Genomic DNA, 22,287 nt, shown 5'->3' with positions numbered 1-22,287 from the left:
AAATTAGGTGGAAAGCCCGAAGTGCGCAAGGTCTTGTGCAGTGGGCGGACTTGAAACGGACAGCCCGGTGACTGCCGATAAACTCATTTTGCTAGCTACTCTAATTGCATTAAGACAGGCAGGACGCAATCAACTTAACATCTTTGGCTGATTTATTTACAGAGTACCTATATTCGTGAATGAATTTTAAATGTGAATATTAAGGCATTACTTTTTACAATTGCATTTGTGGGCCTTGCAGTAGCCGGGTACTTTGCTTATAATTCTTTTTTGAAGAATGAAAAGACTCTTTTGTGGGACTTGGTTCCTGAGAACTCGATAGCTGTTTATCAAAAAGGAGGATGCAGTGAATGCATTGATTCATTAAGTAAGGCGGCTTGGCTTGTGCTGTTAAGAGAGACTTATTTTAAAGATCATAATTTTGATTCTGCGTTTTTATCAGCTTTTCAAAAGGTATCGGATAAGGCAAGTGCAGTTTCTTTGCACAAAACAGCTAAGCATAAATTTGATCTGATTTTTTATAGCACTGAAGATGTTTCGAAGAGTGATTTACTTGAAGGTTTGCGTAAGCGAAGTAAATCGCGTGAGCGAAAGTATAATGGCTTTGTGATTAAGGAGTTAGCCACAGAATCGGATGTGGTTACTTGGGTGGAATTTAGTAATTATATAGCAATAAGCTTATCGCCAGTTTTAATTGAGGATGTAGTAAGGGCTTATCAACTAAAATCAGAAGGCGGTTTTATTGACAAAGTAAAACAGGTGGCTTCATTGCCTGTAGTTAGAAATGACGCTGGTGATGTTCTGATTGACTTGGAAGCTTTTCACGACTGGCTACTGTTGTTTTCGAATGAAGAAAATAAGGAAGGTGTCAGGATTAAAGGGGCGACCTTGCTTGATGTAAAAAGAAGTAAGAAGTCTATTATTTTAAATGGATTTAGTGATAGCGACTCTGCACAAACATCATCATTGTTAAGTGTCTTTAAAGGTCAATCACCTGTTTCTTTTGGATTAAAATATTTTGTTAGCAATGACGCATATTTTGTAACTAACTATGGATTTAGTGATCCTGACCTGTTTGCTAAAAATCTGCAAGCACTTTTAGATAGAGATAGAAGGGATTTACTCTTAGGCAAACTAAAGTTAACTACTACTGAAGTTAATCAGCTCTATACTGGATTGGGCAAGGAAGTTGGGCTACAATCTTTTGAATTGTCGGGCATGAACTCATCAAATGTATTGATGGTTGATGTAAAAAGTGATGGTCTCTGGATTGATTTGTTGGATAAAGTCGCAACAGCAATTAGCGAAGACACCGTTTTTGTCGAGCATTACGCTAGTCATTTGATTAAGAGACTTGATAAGCCAGGCTTGATTGAATTGCTTTTTCCTGTAATTTCTTTTAAGCATGATGAGCTTTACTACTCACAATCAGGGAATGTAATGCTGATGGCCGGTGATATAAGAGCACTAAAAAAAATATTAGATGATATTGAAGAAGAAGAGGTGTGGGCTAAATCAGTTGATAAAAATCGATTTTTAGAATCTACATTTTTGGAGAGTAATATTAGTTTTTATGTTGATCCATCGCCTTATTCAAAACTAGTAACATCAAAAATAAGTGATGAGTGGAAGCCTTTTTTTGCTAAGCAAGATATTCAGATTAGTGCACTTGGACTTAGTGCTTTTCAGTTTAGTCATTTAAATAATAATTTTTATACTAATATTTATTTAGGTTTTGATGATGTAAAAAAGACGAATCGTAATAACAGGTTAAAGGAAATTCTTGTCAATATTAATGCGGCTCCTATCTACAAGTTGTTTGTTGTTAAAAATCATAATGATAAAAGTAACGAGGTATTGGTTCAGGATTCTGCAAATACGATTCATCTGTTGTCATCGAAAGGTGAAATACTTTGGAGTAAAAAGTTAGATGGATTAATAAAGGGTGAGCTGGAGCAAATTGATTACTTCGCAAATGGTAAACTACAAATGCTATTCAGTACGGATAAGGATATTCACGTCATTGATCGCCTTGGTAATTATGTGAGTCCTTATCCAATTGCGACATTAACCGGCAATTTGTTTAGTCGTAGTATAGATTATGATCATAGTAAGAATTATAGATTTATAACGGCAGATAAAGCAGGCACCATAAACATGGTAAGTAAAGAAGGTAAGCTTTTAGAGGGCTGGAAGGGAATGGCTACAAATGGTGAGCTGCTAGTTGCCCCTAAACATTATCGTATTGCTGCCCGTGATTATATAGGTATTGTGCATAGTGCTGGCAGATTTTCCCTATACAATAGAAGAGGCGAATTGTTGAAGGGTTTTCCTGTGGATTTAAGGGGAAGAGTGAGGGATGATTTTTACCTAGATGTTGGCAGTGGAAAGGAGAAGACAGCTTTTGTTTTCATGACCATGGATGGGCAGAAAGTGCGAGTTGATTTGGATGGAAATGAGTTAAGTAGAGAGACTTTGATAAAGCCTGTTTTTGATACACGCTTTAGACTAATACTAGAAGCAAATGAGAAATCTTATCTTACGGTACGTCAGAATAATAAGACGTTAACATTGCTTAGTAAATCAGGAGAAGAGATACTGAGTAATGATTTTATCGGGATGAATAGTGCTGATGTAAAATATTACGATTTTGGATCGGGGAATATTTACTATGTAATATTGGATGTAGATCAAGATCTTGGATATGTGTACAACGCGGAAGGCAAACTTATAACTTCTCAACCCTTAGAATGCCAGACTCTAAAACTATTTTGGAGCAATTCAGAGCTTCATTCAGTTGCAAGTTATGAGGGTCTATTAAAGATTTCGAATTTAAACTAGATTAAGGAACTCAAGTATAGTCTGGTAGATTTTTTTTAACTCATCTTTGGTGATTACATAAGGAGGAACCAAATAAATAACATTGCCCAACGGTCGGAGAAGAATGTCTTTAGTTAAAAAGTACTCATAGATTTTTTTACGTAAAGGATTTGTATACTCAGTTTTCTCATTGCTTCTGATTTCAATGGCGAGTATTGTTCCCAGCGCACGGATGTTAAGTATAGCCTGATGGTTTTTTATTCCTTTTATAAATTCTTGGTGGCAAGCTGCAATCTCCTGTATTTGAGCTTGACAAGTTTTCTCCATGAGTATTTCAAAACTCGTGTTGGCCACAGCGCAGGCTAGGGGATTAGCCGTGTAGGAATGCCCATGTAAGAAGGCTTTACTCATTTCAGTAGACAGGTAAGCGTCATAAATTTTTTGAACGCAAACGGTAACGCCTAACGGCATGGTTCCGCCTGTTATACCTTTAGATAGTGCTATTATATCTGGTTGTTCGCTGAGGTAGTTAGATGCTAGAAATTTTCCGGTTCTGTAAAATCCTGTAAACACTTCGTCAGCTATACAAATAACATTATGCTTTTTGGCGATTTTTAGCATAAGATCAAGTGTGTCGGAATCGTATATGCGCATTCCGGCAGCCCCTTGAACCAATGGCTCAAAAATAAAAATGCCGACCTCACCAGTTTGTAATAAAGATTCAAATTTATTGATTACATGATCTTGATTTTCTTTGGTAGGTAAATCAACAAAAGCTACTTCAAACAAGTAGTCTGTAAAAGGGGTGGTAAAAATATTTCTATCACCAACGGCCATGGCACCGAAAGTATCTCCATGATATGCGCCTTCAAGCGCAACTATTTTTTTCTTTTTGATACCCAGGTTGTGCCAGTACTGTATGGCCATTTTTATGGCCACTTCATTTGCGGTGCTGCCGTTATCTGAATAGAAAACTTTTTTAATATTTTCCGGGAGGATGCTTAAGAGATTTTCAGCAAGTTTAATGGCTGGTTGATGGGTGAATCCTGCAAAGATGACATGTTCAAGTGTGTTTGCCTGTTCCCACAGTGTTTTAGCGATTCGCGGATTTGAATGTCCATGGATGTTCACCCACCAGGAAGAAATGGCATCTATGATTTTTCGGCCGTCTGGTGTGTGTAGGTAAACACCTTCTGCACGCTCAATAAAAATATTATCCGAACTATTTTCATGTTGTGGCGTAAATGGATGCCAGACAATTTCTTTATCCTTATCTATCATATTAGTCAGCCCAGTTTATTTTCAAATCCCCCACGTACTTTTTTACTGTATGTTGATTAATAGTTTTCTCTGGTAGAATATGAAGCAGTTTTTTAAACTTGGTGTGATGTAGAATTATGCTTTCGCTTTCGGGGTTGGGTTGTCCGTTGAAAACTATACCCTTGACATTAAGTTTTTTTTGTTGGAGCAAATTGGCAGTTAGTAGTGTGTGGTTTATGCTACCTAAATAAAGGTCGGCCACAAGAATGACTGAACAATTGAATGTGGCTGCTAGGTCGATAACAAAATCCTGATCGTTAATGGGAACAAGACAGCCCCCAGCTCCTTCAATAATCAGATGATTATCAGTAATAGGAACTTTGACATCTGAAATGTTGAGTGTTTTTCCTTCAGCTTTTGCAGATGCATGAGGTGATGCAGGCATTTTAAGCAGATAATGCTCAGGGTGAAAAAAAGTTTTACTGTTTGAAATAAGTGATTCTACTGTGTCCGTATCTCTTGGTAATCCAGCTTGAATCGGTTTCCAATAGTCGGCTTGCAAAAACTCACATAAGATGGCTGAAGCTAATGTTTTACCACTATCAGTATCAATGCCAGTAACAAAGAAATTCATAGGCGCTAAGATAAAGCAAGAAGTGCTTTAGCAAGCGCAAGGATTTCAGATTTTGTATTGTAAGTGTGAATGATAATTCTAAGTCGTTCACTACCAGGCGCAACGGTGGGGGAGAGTATGGGGCGAACATCGAATCCTTTTTGTTGAAGAATTTGAGAAGCTTTTTTTACAGCGATGTTCCCTGGGACAAGAAATGACTGAATGGCACTTTCTCCAGGAGTTAAAAATGTGTTGTTCCCTAACGCCTCTTTAAAAATTTTTACATTTTCCCGTAATATTTCCTGAAGATGTTTGTGATGTTTTAAATATTCAAAGCTTTCAATAATAGAAACAACACTATGGATATCGGGAGCTGTGCTATAAATAAAGGGTCGGGCAAAATTAATCAGATAATCTTTAAGTAGTTTGCTGCCGACCACACAAGCGCCATGCACCCCCATACCTTTACCAAAGGTATAGATGCGAATAGGAATTTTGTCCTCTAGATTAAGTTGACAGCTTAATCCATTGCCCGGCAATCCATAAACCCCTGTGCTGTGGGCCTCATCAACCACAAGGTAGGCATTGTGGTCTAGACAAAATGAAGCGAATGCGTCAAGCGGACAAATGTCACCATCCATTGAGTATACAGATTCAACAACAACAAATATAGCCCCCTCTGCTTTTTGAATCTTCCTTTCAAGATCTTGAATGTCGTTGTGCTTGAATGAAAGGTGTTTTGCTAAACTCAACCGCATAGCGTCTTTTATAGATGCATGTGATTTTTCATCATACAAAATTGTGTCGCCTCGTTTTGGTATGGAGGATAGTACAGCAAGATTAGCATTGTAGCCAGCGTTAAAAATTAAAGCGGCCTTAGCATTAAATATTTTGGCCAATTGCTGTTCGGCTTCTTCAATAAGTAAATAATTGCCAGTTAACAGACGAGACCCAGTTGCACCATTTTTATAGTCGGCAATAGAATTTATTTTTTTTTGAATGTTATCCTTCAATGCTGTTGATCGGGCTAGGCCCAGGTAATCGTTTGATGAAAAATCAATCAGTGAAGAATCAACAATTTTTAATGTGCGGAGTGAATCATCCGCCTGGCGCCTGATTAAGGCTTCTTCAAGTAATTTGTCTAGATCTGACATCTGTCTGCAATTCTAGTAAAAAGCAGTTAGAATCTTTAGTCTAAAATCAACTTATTGTTTTGTTAAACAACAAAGTTGTAGCCAACACCCTTTATGGTTATAATTTCTATAGAAGGATCTTCTTTAAGATAATCTCTTAATTTTGTGATATAGACATCAAGATTTCTTGAGTTAAAGAAGGAATCATCTCCCCACAGCTTCATCAATATATCCTTTCTTTGGGTGGTGCGGTTTTTATTTTGGTAGAGGATACTTAAGAGTTCAGCTTCACGATGAGATAATTTCCTGACATGGTCTTCTCTTTTTAATTCAAAGCGTTGTGTATTAAAATCAAATGACCCAATCTTTAGAATTTCTTTACCTACAATATTATCGCGACTTTGAGTGATAGACAACAGATTATTAATCCGAACGATTAACTCCTCCATGCTAAATGGTTTTCTCAAATAGTCATTTCCCCCACTCTCAAATCCTTTCAACAGATCTTCCGTTTGGATTTTTGCCGTTACGAAAATGATAGGAATGTTTGGATTGAAAGCTCTGATTTCCTTACCTATTGTATAACCATCCTTTGAAGGCAGCATTACATCGAGCACACAAATGTCGGGGTTTACCTTAGAAAACATATGGACAGCATCATTTCCGTCAGTAACCATGTGCACCTCATACATTCTGCTTTCCAGACTTTCTTTTACAATTTGTCCAAGAAAGGGCTCATCTTCAACGTATAAGATTTTTGTCATGATTTAACATTCTTAGATGCAGCAATAAATTTGATCAGAAATTCACATCCTTTATTTACTTCGCTAATAAGTTCTATTTGAGCCTTGTGCGCCCTTACTATGCTACTTACATAACTAAGGCCCAATCCATATCCTTTAATATTATGGATGTTTCCTGTTGGGATGCGGAAGAATTTCTCAAAAACTTTTTGATGATATTCTTTAGCAATACCAGGTCCTTCATCTTTTATGCTAAGCAAAATTACTTTCGCTTCTTTTTTTAATTGAATAGTTATTACAGGATGTTGAACGCTGTATTTAATTGCATTTTCAATAAGGTTACTAACCACATTGTTTAGGTGCAGTATATTTCCATTGACCTGAAAATCATCGTTTGTTTTTTCAAATTTTATCAAGGCATTACTTTTTTCAATAAGCAATTTTAATGATGAGATGGTTTTTTCTACAATATTGTCAAGGTTAATAATTTGCCTTTGGATATTAATTGGCCCTTCCTCTAATAGGGTTGTTTTAAGGATGTTGTCAGTAATTGCACTTAACCTGCCGAGTTCATGCTGAGCAATATTGAGATATTCTTTGCTTTTTTCCGGGTTAGCACTTACATCAAAATTCTGCAAGGCTTCTAATGCCACACTGACGGTAGCTACTGGAGTTTTAAGTTCATGTGTTATGTTGGAAATGAAATCACTTTTTTGGGCCATTAATTTCTGCTGAGAACGAATATTCCTATACATGAACACGAATGCGGTAATAATGGTAAGCGTAAGTATTGCAGAGAATAAAATTTGAGGTGTTATTTCTTTAATAATAAGCGTTCGAGCACCAGTTAACGATGCTGAATAACGTAAGTGCGGATTAAGTCTTACTGATTCTGTGCTGAGCGAATCCCTTAAAAAAATATTAGGTCGAACCTCTGTGTTCTCTTGTTGCCAACGAAAAGTTGATTGACTATTATGTGATTGAAAGTTAAAGGGGAAGTCTGAGGTAGTTAGTACTTTAACAATTGGTTCAAGATTAGTGGAAAGGGAATATAAATTCTCTTTAAAATATTTTCTTAAGCTATCAATATTTAATGAGTCAGGTGCGATGCGAATAGTGAAAGACCTGTTCATACCTTTTGAGTTTTGCAAACTCTTAGTGAATGGTTGTAAATCCTTAATTAAGGAATCACTGGCATCAGATGAAGATATATAAACCTGAACCGTAGAAGCAGCCCTTCTAGCCACTAAACTGTCTGGCTGTAATTTTCTCATCTGAATAGCTTCAATCCGACTTGTAGCTATTTGCTTGCCTTGTTGTATACTATCAATTCTAGGTTGAATTGTACTAACAAATACAGTGTCTCTCAGTTGATAGACAGTATTTCTAAACACTCCATTAATATCCCTGCGTAGATCGAAGTATGCTTTTTCATAGCTATTGGTTAACCATAGTATTTGTAGCGCCAGCAACAGTAATATGCTAAAAACGATAAGGGCAATTGTAATTGAGTTCTTCACAGTGTGCGGATTTCACTACTCAAAACTACAGTTATAAGTTTAGAATGTTTACAGGATTAACCTTAATTAACCTTGCTTATAGAACTATTAACCTACTTCCAGACATCTGTATGCGTTCTTTGTTTCACCACCACAAACATGAAAAACCAAAAAAATATGCGAAAACTACTTTTACTGATCGGCTTGCTGGCTGGCTTGGTGGCCACTCAGGTTTTATTTGCACAAAGCGCCACAGGCACTATTCAATTTGAAGACAGGGTTAACCTACACAGACGTTTGCCACCCGACAGGCAAGAGATGAAGGCCATGATGCCTGAGTACCGTACTAATAAATTTCAACTAATCTTTAATGTCGAGGAATCATTATATAAACCAATTATTGAAGACGAAGAAGATCAGGAATTCTCAAATGCCGGTGGCGGTATGCGTATGCGTTTCAGAACGCCTAACGTAGAAACGTATTTGAATTACAATATTGGGATGATTATTCAGAAGCAGGAATTCATGGGTAAGGACTATTTGATAGAAGATTCGGTAAAGGTATCGCCCTGGAAATTCGGCACCGAAACAAAAACTATATTGGGTTATGATTGCAAGCAGGCGTACTATACCGATGAAGCACAGTTGAATGTTAATGGAGAAGTACGAACCGAGAAAAGAGAAATTACAGCTTGGTTTACAGATAAAATTCGTCCCTTCCTTGGACCGGAAAGATTTAATAGCCTTCCAGGCACTGTTTTGGCGTTGGATATTAACGGAGGAGAACGTGTTATGTTGGCTGTTAAAGTTGATTTGCATGAGTTAAAAAAGAATGAATTAAAAGCTCCGGAGAAAGGTGAGAAGATAACGCAAGAAGCTTACCGTAAGTTGGTAGAAGAGCAAATGAAACGCATGGGCAGTAATGGTAGAGCCTTCATTAGAAATTAATCAAGGGGATAAAAATCATGAAAAAACTCATTTATATTTTACTACTTGCCTCATCTTCAGTATTTGCTCAGAAAATTACATTAAAGGGTCAGCTATTAGACGATGTAAATGCACCCCTACCTTCGGCAACAGTTATGTTGTTAAATCCAATAGACTCTTCGTTAATAAATTTCTCCATAAGTAATACAGAAGGATTTTTTGAAATGAAGAACCTGGTGCGCAATAATTATCTATTGAAGGTTTCATATGTTGGTCTTGCAAACTTCTCGAAATTAGTAGAGCCCAAAGAGGGGGAGACTTTGATCGAGCTCGGTGAATTGCGTATGCAACAGCAAAGTCAGCAGTTAAATGAATTAGTGGTTAAAGGAGAGAAAGCTCCGGTTACTATCAAAAAAGATACTATCGAGTTTAATGCGCCTTCATTTAAAACTAAGGAAAACGCTAACGTAGAGGACCTTCTTAAAAAACTACCAGGTGTTGAGGTGGAGAGTGACGGCAGTATACGTGCACAGGGTGAACAAGTGCAGCAGGTAACGGTGGATGGGAAAGAGTTCTTTGGTCGTGATCCTAAGATAGCAACACAAAATCTCCCAGCGAAGGCAGTAGAAAAAGTACAAATCTTCGATAAGAAATCGGATCAGGCTACCTTTAGCGGGATTGATGATGGACAAAGACAGAAAACAATAAACCTGGAATTAAAGGAGGAATATAAAAATGGATTCTTTGGAAACGCAACGGGTGGCTATGGCACTGATGATCGTTACACTGGCAGATTAAGCCTTAGCAGGTTTAAAAAGAATCAACAACTATCATTTTTATTGATGGGCAATAACATCAACGAGCAAGGTTTTTCAATTGATGACTATATGAATTTTAGTGGTGGCTCACAGCAAATCATGGGAGCCCGTGGGGGTGGTGCTGTTAGAATGACTTTTAATGCCGGGGGGGGGGGTGCAAATCAGGGTGGTGCACAAATCAATTTTGGTCAACGCCTAAACGGCATCATGTCTAACTATGGTGGTGGAGTAAACTTTAACCAGGATTTTTCTAAAAACACAACACTGCAGAGTAACTATTTCTATAATCAGCTGGAGCATGATGTGCTGCAAGGACTTGAAAGAGAAAACTTTTTTGGTGATAGCAGTACTTTCTTAAATCAAAGCAGCCGGCAGTACAATAGTAATTACAATCATAGGGTGAGTGCAATCCTGGATCATAAAATTGATTCAGCTAACTCTGTTAAGCTAACAACCACTTTTGTCAATAACCAGGCAGAATCAAATTCAGCCACGCAAAGCGAGACCAGGGCTGATAATGGTGAATTGATTAACGATGGCAATAGCAATACCTATTCATCGCAAAACATAAACAACTTTAATACCAATGCCTTGTTAAGACATCGCTTTGCTAAAAAAGGCAGAACTATATCTTCCAATCTTTCATTTGGATATTCCCAAAACGAAAGTGAGGGTAGTGTACAATCAGACAATAATTTTTATAAGCCCTTCTTACTCTCGCAAGAATTAAATCAGGTAAATAATCAGCTAACAGAAAATATGACGCTAGGAGCTACCTTGTCTTATACAGAGCCATTGGGTAATAGACGTTACCTTGAGCTTAACTATAATTTTAATCAGAACTTAAATGATGTGAATAGAAGGGTGTATGATGTAGAGGAGAGTGGAAATGTATTAAATGAAAATCTGAGTGCACAGTACACAAGCGATTATCAATATCACAGGCCTGGTTTCAATTTTCGGGTTAATCGAACTAAGTATTCTGTAACGTTGGGTAGTTCACTGCAATACACTAAGCTTTATGGTGACAACCTCAGCACAGGTGAAACTATTTCAAAGCCCTATCAGAATATTTTGCCCACGGCACGATTTAATTATGAATTTTCGTCAACAAGGAATTTAAGCTTGGATTATGAAACATCCGTTCAGGAGCCATCGATAACACAACTACAACCGATTGTAGACAACAGCGATCCACTTAACCAAACGATAGGTAATATTGAATTAAGGCCAGCGTATAGACACAGCGTAAGAACAAATTTTGTAGTATTTAATCCCGTTTCATTCGTAAATTTCTTTGCCTTTGTGAATGCCACCTATACACAAAACGCAATAACCTATTCGCAGCAAATAAACGAACGGGGTGTGCGTATTTCAAAGCCTGTCAATGTTGATAATAATAAAAGTGTTAGTGCCAATGCTTCAGTAGGTATGCCAATTAATAAAATCGGTAGTCGTGTGAGCTTGTCAGCAAATGCAAATCAGCAATATGGGGTTAACCTGCTGAACGATGTTGAAACAAACATTGCTCAAAGTGTGCTTTCGTCTACCTTGCGTTACAGCTACCGTTACAAAGAAATATTTGACATTGAACTTAGCGGTACTATAAGTAGGAACTCTACGGACTATGAATTAAATGAGGCAAGCAATCAACTATACTACAACAACAATTACCGTACAGAAGCAAACCTTAGTTTTTTGAAAAATTATCAGCTAAGCTCTTCATTTGAGTTTCTTGTGTATGATTCAAGAACAACTGATTTTACACAGCAAGTTGAGTTGTGGAATATTTCTATTTCAAGATTCATCTTAAAAAATAAAGCAGGTGAAATAAAATTATCAGCTGTTAATCTTTTAGATAATGATTTCGGTATTAATCAAACTGCCAGTATCAACTATGTGGAACGAACTAACACAAATAATCTGGGGCGGTACTTGTTGCTTACATTTACTTATGCCATTAATAAACAACTCAATCCCCTGGCTGGCAGAAGACCGGGAGGTGGAATGCGTATGATGATTCGGAATTAGAAAATCAATGGCCTTTCGTTAAGCCTCCATAATAATCCTCTACTCCTTTTGAGAAGGTTAGAGGTAAGGCCAAAATAAAGTGCTTAACTAAACGACATTGAATTAGCAATTCATCCGAATTAGTCTTTTAAGAACCGAATTCTTGATTTCATAATACAGAATGTACTTGGAATCAGGGATTCGGGTTTTATCTTTAATGCATGAAAATGATACTTTGTCTAATCTCATCCTTCATGTTTCTTCAGGTTCAAGCACAATATATTCCGAAATTCGATCTGCAGGGTCATAGAGGGGCACGCGGTTTAAAACCAGAGAATACCATTCCGGCTTTTATTACTGCGTTGGATTTTGGTGTTACCACAATTGAATTAGATGTGGTAATTACAAAAGACAAACAAGTCATTGTTTCTCATGAGCCTTATATGTCTCCGTCAATTTGTCTTGACAGCACAGGCCAGTTATTTACAGACGAAAAGAAGTTTAATATATACAAACTGACATACGAAGAAATTAGAAGCTTCGATTGCGGCAGCAAAGGTAACGACCGCTTCCCTGAGCAAATAAAAGAGGTTATACAAAAGCCTTTATTGAAGGATGTGATCATAGCGGTAGAAAATCACATAAAGAACAAAACAGCTTATGAAGTTGACTATAATATTGAAATAAAGAGTTCCGAGAAAGGCGATAATAAGGAGCATCCAAGTATCGGAGAATTCTCTGACTTGGTATACAAGACCATTGATGAATATTTGCCATGGCAAAGAGTCGTAATTCAAAGTTTCGATTTTAGAGTGTTAAATTATTGGCATAAGAAATATCCAAAAGTGCGTCTTGCTGCCTTAATTGAAAATGTGAAATCTCCAGAAAGTAATCTGAAAACACTGGGTTTTGTACCATCCATTTATAGCCCTTACTACAAACTAATAAACAAAGAAAAGATAGACTACTTACACAGCTTATCAGTCGATAATCCTGAAAAAATCAAAGCAAAACTTCGTGTTATCCCTTGGACGGTTAATGAAACTAATGAGATGCTTGAATTGAAAGCAATGGGAGTTGATGGCCTAATCACAGACTATCCTGATAGGGCAGCATCAATCGGCTTGACGCTACCACCTAAAAAGTAGTTTTTAAACTGCTTGATTAAGCATTAAAGAACGATTTTCACTATTCTTGCGATCTAATTGATTTTATATGGCTAAAAAATACAACGTATACGGCATTGGAAATGCTATCGTAGACATTATCACAGAAGTAGAGCACGATTTTTTTGAGAAGAATGAGGTGGAAAAAGGTGTGATGACTTTGGTTGATGAAAAGCGTCAACAACATTTAATGAAAGCAATCAACATGAGCAAAAGCCGACTTTCAGGTGGAGGCTCTGCAGGTAATACAGTAACAGCCATTAATCAGTTTGGGGGTAAAAGTTTTTACTCATGCCTGGTTGCAAAAGATGATTTGGGTAAATTCTTTTTAAATGATCTTAAACAGAATGGTGTAGCAACCAACCTTACGACAGATACTTGTCCAGAAGGTGAGTCAGGTCGTTGTTTAGTAATGACTTCCCCAGATGCGCAAAGAACAATGAATACATTTTTGGGTGTAAGTTCATTTTTATCACCAGATCATTTAGATGAAGAAGCAATCAAAAACTCCGAATACATTTATTTAGAAGGATATTTGGTTGCCAGTCCAAAAGGGCTTGAGGCTATGAAGGAAGCCAAGCGATTGGCAGAGAAGCATAAGGTATCCGTTGCTCTAACTTTCTCTGATCCTAGCATGGTAAAATACTTCCCAACCCAAATGCAGGAAATAGTGGGTGCAAGTGTAGATCTTCTTTTTTGTAACGATGAAGAGGCAATGATCTATACAGGCACCAGTAGCATAGCCGAAGCCCGCGAAAAACTAAAAGATATTGCCAAACGCTTTGTAATAACACTTGGTGCTAATGGTGCGCTTATTTATGATGGAGATACATTCATTAGCATCGAACCTTACAAGATTACAGCGATAGATACTAATGGTGCAGGCGATATGTTTGCTGGAGCCTTTTTATTTGGCATCACAAACGGCCATTCTTATGCAGAAGCTGGAAAGCTCGCCTCACTCGCGTCATCGAAAGTAGTGGCGCAATATGGCCCGCGTATGCACACAGATCAAGTGCTTAAAGTGTTGGGGCAATTACGCTAACTATTTCATTACAAGTCTATTATAAAATTTATTAGAACAAAATTCTACTGAATTTGTATACTAGTCTGTAATTTTCAGTGCTATTCTATCACATATATAAGACAAACTTAATCCTATGCAAAAAAGAATCATGCTCTTCCTTTGCCTGGCCGTGGCATCTCAAGCCTTCAGTCAGGCTCGAAAAATTGAGTTTACAGAGTATAAACTTGACAATGGCCTTCATGTAATCTTGCATCAAGACAACACCACGCCCATTGTGGCTGTAAGTGTATTGTATCATGTAGGATCAAAAAATGAGAATCCTAACCGCACTGGCTTCGCTCACTTTTTTGAACATTTATTATTCGAAGGTTCAGAAAACATTAAGCGTGGTGAGTTCGATAAATACATTACAGGTGCTGGTGGTACAAACAATGCCAATACATCTAACGACCGCACGTTCTATTATGAGATACTTCCATCTAACCAACTTGAACTTGGCTTATGGTTAGAATCAGAAAGATTAATGCACGCAAAAATTGAACCTGTTGGCGTTGAAACACAACGCGAAGTTGTTAAAGAAGAAAAGCGTCAACGGATTGATAACCAACCTTATGGAAGTATACTAACAGAAGTATTGAAGCGTGCTTATACAGTGCATCCATATCAATGGGCACCGATAGGTTCTCTAGATCATTTAAATGCCGCGACTCTAGATGAGTTTGTTCAGTTCTATAAAACTTTCTATGTACCAGAAAACGCAACGCTTTCAATTGCAGGAGACATTGACATAGAGCAAACTAAAAAGCTTGTTGCTAAATACTTTAAAGATATCCCTAATGGAGGAAAGGCAATTCCCACACCAACTGTAGTAGAGCCTGAGCAAAAAGCAGAAGTACGCGATGTTATTTTTGATAACATCCAATTACCTGCAGTTATCCAGGCGTACCATATTCCTGCTCAAGGCACTCCTGATTCTTATGCTATCGATATGCTAAATACATTGCTAAGTGGTGGCCAGAGCTCGCGCATGTACAAAGCATTGGTAGATGAGCAGAAGAAAGCACTTGCCGTTCAAGCTTTTCCATTTTCTTTAGAACAACCCGGACTTTACATCACCTTTGGTCTTACTAACATGGGTGTAAACATCGATGATTTGGAAAAATCCATGGATGCAGAAATTGAAAAAGTACAAAAAGAATTGATCAGCGAAAGAGAATTTCAAAAGTTGATGAATCAGGTGGAGAGTAATTTTGTGCAACAGAATTCATCAGTCGTTGGTATCGCTGAGCAATTAGCAAACTACCACGTATACTTTGGTGATGCAAACTTGATCAACGCAGAGTTGGAACGCTATAAAAAAGTAACTCGTGAAGATATTCAGCGTGTTGCCAAAAAATATTTGACCAAACAAAACAGAGTAGTGCTGCATTATTTACCTAAATCAGCACAGAGCAAACCAGAAGGCACTCAACTTAAAAAAGATAACTAAGCCATGAAGAATATATTATTACTCGTACTGGCCCTTGTTGTTAGTACTACTTACGCACAAGTAGATAGATCTAAAGCACCAGCGCCAGCATCTGCCAGAGAAATTAAATTAGGCGAACCTCAGACTTTTACATTAAAAAATGGCCTGCAGGTTTTTGTTGTAGAAAATCATAAGCTGCCACGTGTTCAGTTTTCTTTAGAGCTGAAAAATGATCCTATTAAAGAAGGAGCGAAGGCTGGCTACGTAGATATGGCGGGTACGCTACTGGGTACAGGAACAAAAACAAAGTCTAAGGCTCAGTTGGATGAAGAAATAGATTTCATTGGTGCAAATATCTCCACCTATTCACAAGGTATTTTTGCATCCAGCCTTACTAAGCATACTGATAAACTGCTAGATCTAATGACGGATATTTTATACAATCCAGCTTTTGATCCTGCTGAATTAGAGAAACTAAAGACGCAGACATTATCTGGACTGCAAGCAGCTAAGGATAATCCTAATTCAATTAGTGGTAATGTTCGTCAGGTGCTGGTATATGGAAAAGATCATCCTTATGGTGAGGTTACAACTGAAAAAACAGTTGAGTCTATTACATTGGAAGATTGTAAGAGTTATGTGAACACCTACTTTAGGCCCAACAATGCATATTTAATTATTGTTGGTGATATAGATGTAAAAACCGCAAAGACCTTAGCTGAGAAATATTTTGGTAAGTGGACAAAAGGTGATGTTAAAACGGAAACATACACTAAGCCTCAGGCACCAACTAAAACTTTTGTAGCACTGGTAGACAGACCATCTTCAGTACAATCTGTAATCAATATCAGCTACCCACTTGATTTCCATCCAGCTAATCCGGATGCGATTAAGGCCAGAGTTCTAAACGAAATTTTAGGCGCTGGTTTCTCTTCTCGCCTCATGCAAAACCTTCGCGAGAAGCATGCTTATACTTATGGCGCTCGTTCAGGACTCAGCACAGATAAACTAGCTGGTAATTTCAGCGCTTCAGCAAGTGTGCGCAACGAAGTAACCGACAGCTCTGTGTACCAGTTCATGTACGAGTTAAAAAGAATTACAGCCGAGCCAGTTACAGACATAGAGTTGCAACAAGCTAAAGCAGCAATTGCCGGTAGTTTTGGAAGATCATTAGAAAGCCCACAGACAGTAGCAAACTTTGCATTGAATGTAATCAAATACGGTTTACCTAAAGATTATTACAACAACTACCTGAAGTCACTCGAAGCGGTTACTAAAGAAGATGTGATGGCTGTGGCTAAGAAATTTATCCGTCCTGAAAACTCCAATATCGTTGTCGTTGGTAAAGGAGCAGACGTTGCTGATAAACTAAAGCAGTTCGGTGAGGTAAAATACTTTGATTCTAACGGAGAACCTTATACACCTAGTGCAGCAGCATCTATACCAGCTGGTGTTAATACAGAAAAAGTAATTGCCAATTATTTAAATGCAATTGGTGGCGCAAAAAACGCAGCAGCAGTGAAAACGCTGAGAATGACCTTCGGTGGTTCGGCAATGGGCATGGATTTAACTTTCACCATCACCAGAAAAGAAGGCAATAAAGGTTTACGCGATTTAGGTGCCAATGGTCAGTCATTTACCAAAGTAGTATCAAATGGTAAGGAAGTATCGATTACTTCAATGGGTCAAAAGCCACCAATTGATGCCAAAATTGCAGAACTTCAAATTTTTGATGAATCCATTTTTAAAGAACTTGATTACACAAAGCTGGGGGTGAAAGCTACTCTTACAGGTTTGGAAAAAATAGATAGCAAAAATGCTTATGTTATCGAGTATACCATGCCACAAGGTGAAAAAATGACGGAATATTACGATCAGGAAACTGGTTTAAAACTTCAAACACTTCAAAAAGTAAAAGGTCCCCAAGGAGAAATTTCGGTTGTAGTAAAATACGAGGACTACAAGGAAGTTAACGGAATTAAATTCCCACATATCCTTTTACAAAACCAGGGGCCACTAAATATCAAGTTTACAGCTAGTAAGATTGAGGTGAATCCTGCAGTTGAAGACGCTCTTTTTACAGTAGATAAATAATTTTAGATAAATATTTTAAAAAAGAAAGGTGTCCATTTAGACACCTTTCTTTTAACAAAAAGGCATTTTTTAGAGTTTTAGCGGTTCTTTAAGGGTTTTCAGCCCTTATGTCAACTTTAATCTCAGAACTTCTTGATCAATCATTGGATAACAAAGCATTCTTACTATATTTGCAGCCCTTATTCAGTAAGGTAAACCGCTTAACAACATGAAACGTACATTTCAACCATCGAGAACAAAGCGCAAGAACAAGCACGGTTTCCGCGAAAGAATGGCTACAGCTAATGGCCGCAGAGTATTGGCTAACCGCAGAAAGAACGGTCGTAAAAAACTGACTGTTTCTAGCGAAAAGACTTTAAAGCATAAGTAAATAATATTCCAGGTTACGTTAGCTTCGGAATAGGCATTTTAGCGCTATGACAGCACGTACCCTTGAAAAAGCCGAAAGGCTTCATTCAAAAAAGCTTATACAGGAACTCTTCACCAAGGGTTCCTCTTTTTATTTGCACCCATTTAAGGTGTTAGTGCTCTCAAACCCTGCATCATCTGCTACAGATCACCACCAAATCCTCGTTTCAGTAAGTAAGCGCAATTTTAAAAGAGCAAAAGACCGTAATACCATAAAAAGACGGATAAAGGAAGCCTATCGCTTGCAAAAGGCAAATTTCAAATCCTCACCCTCACTGCTTATCGCTTTTCTTTACATCGCCAAAGAGGTACTTCCGAGCAGCACAATTCATCCCAGTTTAATCCAGGCACTAAAAAAAGTGGAACAAAAGCACTTATCCGATTCGAATGCTTTCTAATCCCCGCCAAGGTTTCCTAACCAAAGCATAAGAACCTTGGCGGTTTCTAAATCTGTAATCTTTCACCCGAAATTTTTTATCTTTGAACATGAGTAAAAAGGCAAAATGGGGAGTTGTATTGGTGCTGATCAGTATTGTGTTTGCTTTTCGTTCACCCTCAGAAAAGTATTTCGAGATCGCCAGAAATCTCGACATCTTCGCTACACTATTTAAAGAGGTCAACACCTACTATGTAGATACAATTAATCCTGCGAAACTCATCAAAACAGGTATCGATGGAATGCTCGAATCCTTGGATCCGTACACCGACTATATCCCGGAAGATCAAATCGATAATTTTAGAATTTCAACCACTGGCCAATATGCAGGTATTGGAGCCTTAATCGGTATTGTCAATAACAAAACGGTCATCACACATCCTTATAAAGGATTTCCCGCTTACAAATCAGGCCTTAGAGTTGGCGATGAATTACTGGCAGTAGATGGTAAAGCTGTTCAAAGTAAAACAACAAGCGATGTAAGCACGCTACTAAAAGGACAGCCTAAAACCGAAGTTGAAGTTAAAGTAAAACGTCATGGCCCTAACGAAGAGCTAACCTTTAAAATAAAAAGAGAAAAGATCAGTGTAGGTAATGTTTCGCACTATACCATGTTGAACAAAAATGTAGGCTATATTCACCTTGAAGATTTTACACCAGGAGCAGCAAAAGAAATAGCCGCAATACTGTTAGATTTTAAAGAGCAAGGCATTTCCTCGCTTATACTCGACCTGCGCGATAATCCGGGAGGATTACTGAACGAAGCAGTTAACATCGTAAATCTTTTCATACCCAAAAGCTTGGATGTAGTCTCAACCAAGGGTAAGGTAGAGGAGTGGAATAAAACATACCGCACACTCAATAATCCCATAGACACTGAACTGCCGCTTGTTGTGTTAACAAACGAAAACAGTGCTTCAGCTTCGGAAATTGTGGCTGGCTCCTTACAAGATTATGACCGAGCTGTGTTAATCGGACGAAAAACTTTTGGCAAAGGGCTGGTGCAAACGACAAGAGCCTTAGCATATAACGCGCAGCTAAAAGTTACAACCGCAAAATACTATATACCCAGCGGTAGATGTATACAAGCAGTTGACTACACACACAGAAACGCACAAGGCCATGCTGAGAAAGTGGCCGATTCCCTTAAGAGAGAATTTAAGACCAAAGCTGGGCGTATAGTTTTTGATGGAGCTGGACTCGATCCAGATTTTACAATAGCAGAAGAAGGCCTGAGTTCAGTAGCTGAAGCCCTGATTATTTCAGGGCACATTTTCGATTATGCTACAATCTTTGCCAATCTTAATAAACAACCTGATAACCTCAATACTTTTGTGCTAAACGACCAGCAATACAATGATTTTATCAACTGGCTGAAAGTTAAAAACTTTAAATACACCACAGACCTCGAAAAGAATACGCTTGACCTGCTCGCATCAGCAAAGTCTGAACGTTATTTTAAAGAACTTGAGCCTCAACTTAAACAACTACAAAAGCAGATAGAGATTTTCAAAACAAATGAGTTGCTCTTATATAGAGATGAAATTAAGATGCTCTTAACACAACAGATAGCCTTTCATTATAATCTAGCCGAAGGTCAAGCGTCTGTCGCTTTAAAAAATGATGAGGCAGTAATAAAAGCAAGTTCCATATTAACTGATGCAATCGCATATAAAAAAGCCCTTACGCCACAGTAATGTCATTAATATTAAGTCTTGAAACTTCAGTTGATAGTTGCTCGGTAGCTTTACATGAAAATGGCAGACTCCTCCATGAAGAACTCATTAAAGAGCCTCAGGCGCACGCAACTAAATTAGCTTTACTCATTCAAGTATCATTTCAAAAGATCAATAGATCAATGCGTGAGCTTAAGGCGGTAGCCATTACTTCAGGTCCTGGCTCATATACAGGACTTCGCATAGGCACGTCCACAGCTAAGGGTTTGTGTTTCTCTCTCAATATTCCATTGCTTTCAGTGAATACTTTAGAATTGCTGATCTATCAGGCATCATTTCAGAACCCCCAAAATGCTATGCTTTGTGCGATGATAGATGCAAGAAGAATGGAGGTTTATTCCATGCTGGCGAATAGCGACAGAACTATAGTGAATGATACAGTCGCAGAAATTATTGAAGATCAGAGCTATCATTCAATACTTGAAAATCAAAAGATCTTATTTTTTGGAAATGGAGCAGTTAAATGTAAAGATGTAATCAATCACCCTAATGCTATCTTTCTGGAAGATCAACTCCCCTTGGCCTCCTTTCTTGGCGAGTTAGCCTCTAATAAATTCATGAGTAATCAATTTGAAGATCTTGTACATTTTGAACCCTTCTATCTAAAAGAATTCCTAGTTAAAAAATCAACCAAACCCTTATTCTAAACAACATTAGTCACTTGCTTTACTTTGATAATTTCAACAATGCTAATTACCTGTAACTAATCAATCCTCCTATTTTTTGTCTAACGCATCCTGTTAATCCTTAAATCCTATCCATTCTGATTAAGCCCCATTAATCGTTCATATCCTAGAATCCTTCTCATCCTGCTACAGACAATGTATTAAAAACTCTTGGTGCGTATAAACAAATCAGCCCCAGACAATCTGCACACCATAATCCTGTCCATCCCATCCTGATTAAGACAACTTTCCTCCATACAAACTCACTAATCCTGTCATCCTTTAATCCTTTTCATCCTGATCCAGACTCACTAATTCTGCAAATTCTTTAATCCAAACTCATCTTGATTTAAACCCGCTAATCCTGTCATCCTTAAATCCTATTAATCCTAATCCAGATTTGAACATTTCTAAGCTAAATTTGTGTTCTAACATTATGGCACCCCAAAACGAAATTATCAATAGAGTAGCCAATAGCACTTTGGTCACATTTGATCTGGAAGAGCATTACATCCCGGGCGATCGTATGTTGATTGATCTGAAAGATATCCTTTTTCAAGGGCTTATACTTCGCGAAAAAGACCTTCGTGACTTTGTCAAAGAACATAATTGGCAGCAATACGAAAATAAATTTGTTGCTATCACCTGTTCAACTGATGCTATTATTCCCACTTGGGCCTACATGCTGCTGGCAGTTTCAGTAAATTCCTATGCTAAAAAGGTTGTTTTAGGCACGCTTCAACAATTAAATGAAAAAATTTTTGAGGAAATTTTAGAGAAAATAGATTGGTCTAAATACCAAAACGCTAAAGTTGTTGTAAAGGGTTGTAGCAAAATTCCAGTGCCTGAATCTGCCTACATTGAAGTAGTTAATAGGCTTAAGCCTTATGCAGGCAGTATAATGTTTGGCGAGGCCTGCAGCACTATCCCACTGTACAAACGACCAAAAGCATAGTTGGCTACCTATAAAAGTGGCGGTTGTGGATAAAATTACTGCATTCTGTTTTGCCAAATTAAATTCTCCTTCTACATTTGTGCCCCCTTCAGCAGGAAGGTCCAACAGTTTGATGAAGCAGAGAAGTTAGAAAAATTATCAAAAATATTTTTCTTAACCACTTGCGAAGAGAAAAAAAGCTGTTACATTTGCAGCCCCTTTCGGAAGGAAAGTGGCGAAATAGATTGAAACGAAAGACTGGTAGAGTTGAAAAGCTCTGAAAGTTACATTTGACGGATAAGCTGAGAAGCATTAGAAGTCAGAACGTTCTTTGAATGAATGATTAATTGATAGCGGACCTTAAGGGGTTTGTGGGTGATTTAGCAAATGCCTTCAATGAACCTTAGAGGTTGATTCTTTAAGAGGATAAATTTTAATAAAGGAGAGCTAGGACAACAACTATTGAAAAGGCGAAGAGGTTTGACTTACGAGTTAGATCACACTGGCTGAGAAGAATATTACAATGGAGA

The 22,287-nt window shown here is 37.8% G+C and carries 17 protein-coding genes; 12 read left to right on the top strand and 5 right to left on the bottom strand.

All coding sequences use genetic code 11. The annotated features are described in order from the left end of the window. Positions 1 to 192: 192 nt before the first annotated feature. Positions 193 to 2,841 (top strand): hypothetical protein, encoded by a 2,649-nt coding sequence (locus tag SanaruYs_RS19710; RefSeq protein WP_127124343.1) that lies wholly within the window; start codon positions 193 to 195, stop codon positions 2,839 to 2,841. Here the strand turns inward: SanaruYs_RS19710 and bioA are convergent. From bioA to SanaruYs_RS19685, 5 genes are all read right to left on the bottom strand, one after another. Next, on the bottom strand, positions 2,833 to 4,101 hold the full coding sequence (bioA, locus tag SanaruYs_RS19705; RefSeq protein WP_127124342.1) for an adenosylmethionine--8-amino-7-oxononanoate transaminase: 1,269 nt from the start codon (positions 4,099 to 4,101) through the stop codon (positions 2,833 to 2,835). The genes SanaruYs_RS19710 and bioA overlap by 9 nt on opposite strands. Position 4,102: 1 nt before the next feature. Further along, entirely contained in the window at positions 4,103 to 4,714 is a 612-nt protein-coding gene (gene bioD, locus SanaruYs_RS19700; protein ID WP_127124341.1) for a dethiobiotin synthase, read from the bottom strand. Positions 4,715 to 4,719: 5 nt separating this feature from the next. Next, a complete protein-coding gene (locus SanaruYs_RS19695; RefSeq protein WP_127124340.1) occupies positions 4,720 to 5,847 on the bottom strand; it encodes an aminotransferase class I/II-fold pyridoxal phosphate-dependent enzyme in 1,128 nt (375 codons plus the stop codon). 62 nt (positions 5,848 to 5,909) lie between these two features. Continuing rightward, the gene (locus tag SanaruYs_RS19690; RefSeq protein ID WP_127124339.1) at positions 5,910 to 6,590 is read right to left on the bottom strand and encodes a response regulator transcription factor; all 681 of its coding nucleotides are present in this window, start codon (positions 6,588 to 6,590) and stop codon (positions 5,910 to 5,912) included. Then, positions 6,587 to 8,089 (bottom strand): sensor histidine kinase, encoded by a 1,503-nt coding sequence (locus tag SanaruYs_RS19685; RefSeq protein ID WP_127124338.1) that lies wholly within the window; start codon positions 8,087 to 8,089, stop codon positions 6,587 to 6,589. Before SanaruYs_RS19685 ends, SanaruYs_RS19690 begins: the two co-directional genes overlap by 4 nt. A 156-nt stretch (positions 8,090 to 8,245) precedes the next feature. On the opposite strand from SanaruYs_RS19685, the gene SanaruYs_RS19680 reads away from it, so the two are divergent. From SanaruYs_RS19680 to SanaruYs_RS19630, 11 genes are all read left to right on the top strand, one after another. After that, entirely contained in the window at positions 8,246 to 9,016 is a 771-nt protein-coding gene (locus SanaruYs_RS19680) for a GLPGLI family protein (RefSeq protein WP_127124337.1), read from the top strand. Between the two features lie 17 nt (positions 9,017 to 9,033). Next, the gene (locus SanaruYs_RS19675; protein ID WP_127124336.1) at positions 9,034 to 11,844 is read left to right on the top strand and encodes an outer membrane beta-barrel protein; all 2,811 of its coding nucleotides are present in this window, start codon (positions 9,034 to 9,036) and stop codon (positions 11,842 to 11,844) included. Between the two features lie 233 nt (positions 11,845 to 12,077). Continuing rightward, positions 12,078 to 12,971 carry a glycerophosphodiester phosphodiesterase family protein gene (locus SanaruYs_RS19670; RefSeq protein ID WP_246011958.1) on the top strand — a complete coding sequence of 298 codons (894 nt, stop codon included), beginning with the start codon at positions 12,078 to 12,080 and terminating at the stop codon, positions 12,969 to 12,971. Between the two features lie 67 nt (positions 12,972 to 13,038). Then, positions 13,039 to 14,034: an adenosine kinase gene (locus SanaruYs_RS19665; RefSeq protein ID WP_127124334.1), complete on the top strand. Its 996-nt coding sequence runs from the start codon at positions 13,039 to 13,041 to the stop codon at positions 14,032 to 14,034. A gap of 115 nt (positions 14,035 to 14,149) precedes the next feature. Next, entirely contained in the window at positions 14,150 to 15,505 is a 1,356-nt protein-coding gene (locus tag SanaruYs_RS19660) for a M16 family metallopeptidase (protein WP_127124333.1), read from the top strand. A 3-nt stretch (positions 15,506 to 15,508) separates the two neighbouring features. Continuing rightward, positions 15,509 to 17,578 (top strand): M16 family metallopeptidase, encoded by a 2,070-nt coding sequence (locus SanaruYs_RS19655; RefSeq protein WP_127124332.1) that lies wholly within the window; start codon positions 15,509 to 15,511, stop codon positions 17,576 to 17,578. A gap of 208 nt (positions 17,579 to 17,786) precedes the next feature. Further along, complete coding sequence (rpmH, locus tag SanaruYs_RS19650) at positions 17,787 to 17,948, top strand: 50S ribosomal protein L34 (RefSeq protein WP_127124331.1); 162 nt, start codon at positions 17,787 to 17,789, stop codon at positions 17,946 to 17,948. Between the two features lie 46 nt (positions 17,949 to 17,994). Then, entirely contained in the window at positions 17,995 to 18,384 is a 390-nt protein-coding gene (gene rnpA / locus SanaruYs_RS19645; protein ID WP_127124330.1) for a ribonuclease P protein component, read from the top strand. Between the two features lie 88 nt (positions 18,385 to 18,472). Beyond that, entirely contained in the window at positions 18,473 to 20,119 is a 1,647-nt protein-coding gene (locus SanaruYs_RS19640) for a S41 family peptidase (protein ID WP_127124329.1), read from the top strand. Next, positions 20,119 to 20,805, top strand: coding sequence for a tRNA (adenosine(37)-N6)-threonylcarbamoyltransferase complex dimerization subunit type 1 TsaB (tsaB, locus tag SanaruYs_RS19635; RefSeq protein WP_127124328.1), 687 nt, complete (start codon positions 20,119 to 20,121; stop codon positions 20,803 to 20,805). Before SanaruYs_RS19640 ends, tsaB begins: the two co-directional genes overlap by 1 nt. A 454-nt stretch (positions 20,806 to 21,259) precedes the next feature. Continuing rightward, entirely contained in the window at positions 21,260 to 21,778 is a 519-nt protein-coding gene (locus tag SanaruYs_RS19630) for a DUF2480 family protein (protein WP_127124327.1), read from the top strand. Positions 21,779 to 22,287: the final 509 nt, after the last annotated feature.

Source organism: Chryseotalea sanaruensis (assembly GCF_003990915.1).
Lineage (GTDB): Bacteria > Bacteroidota > Bacteroidia > Cytophagales > Cyclobacteriaceae > Chryseotalea > Chryseotalea sanaruensis.
This window is presented reverse-complemented; position numbering and strand designations above follow the sequence as displayed.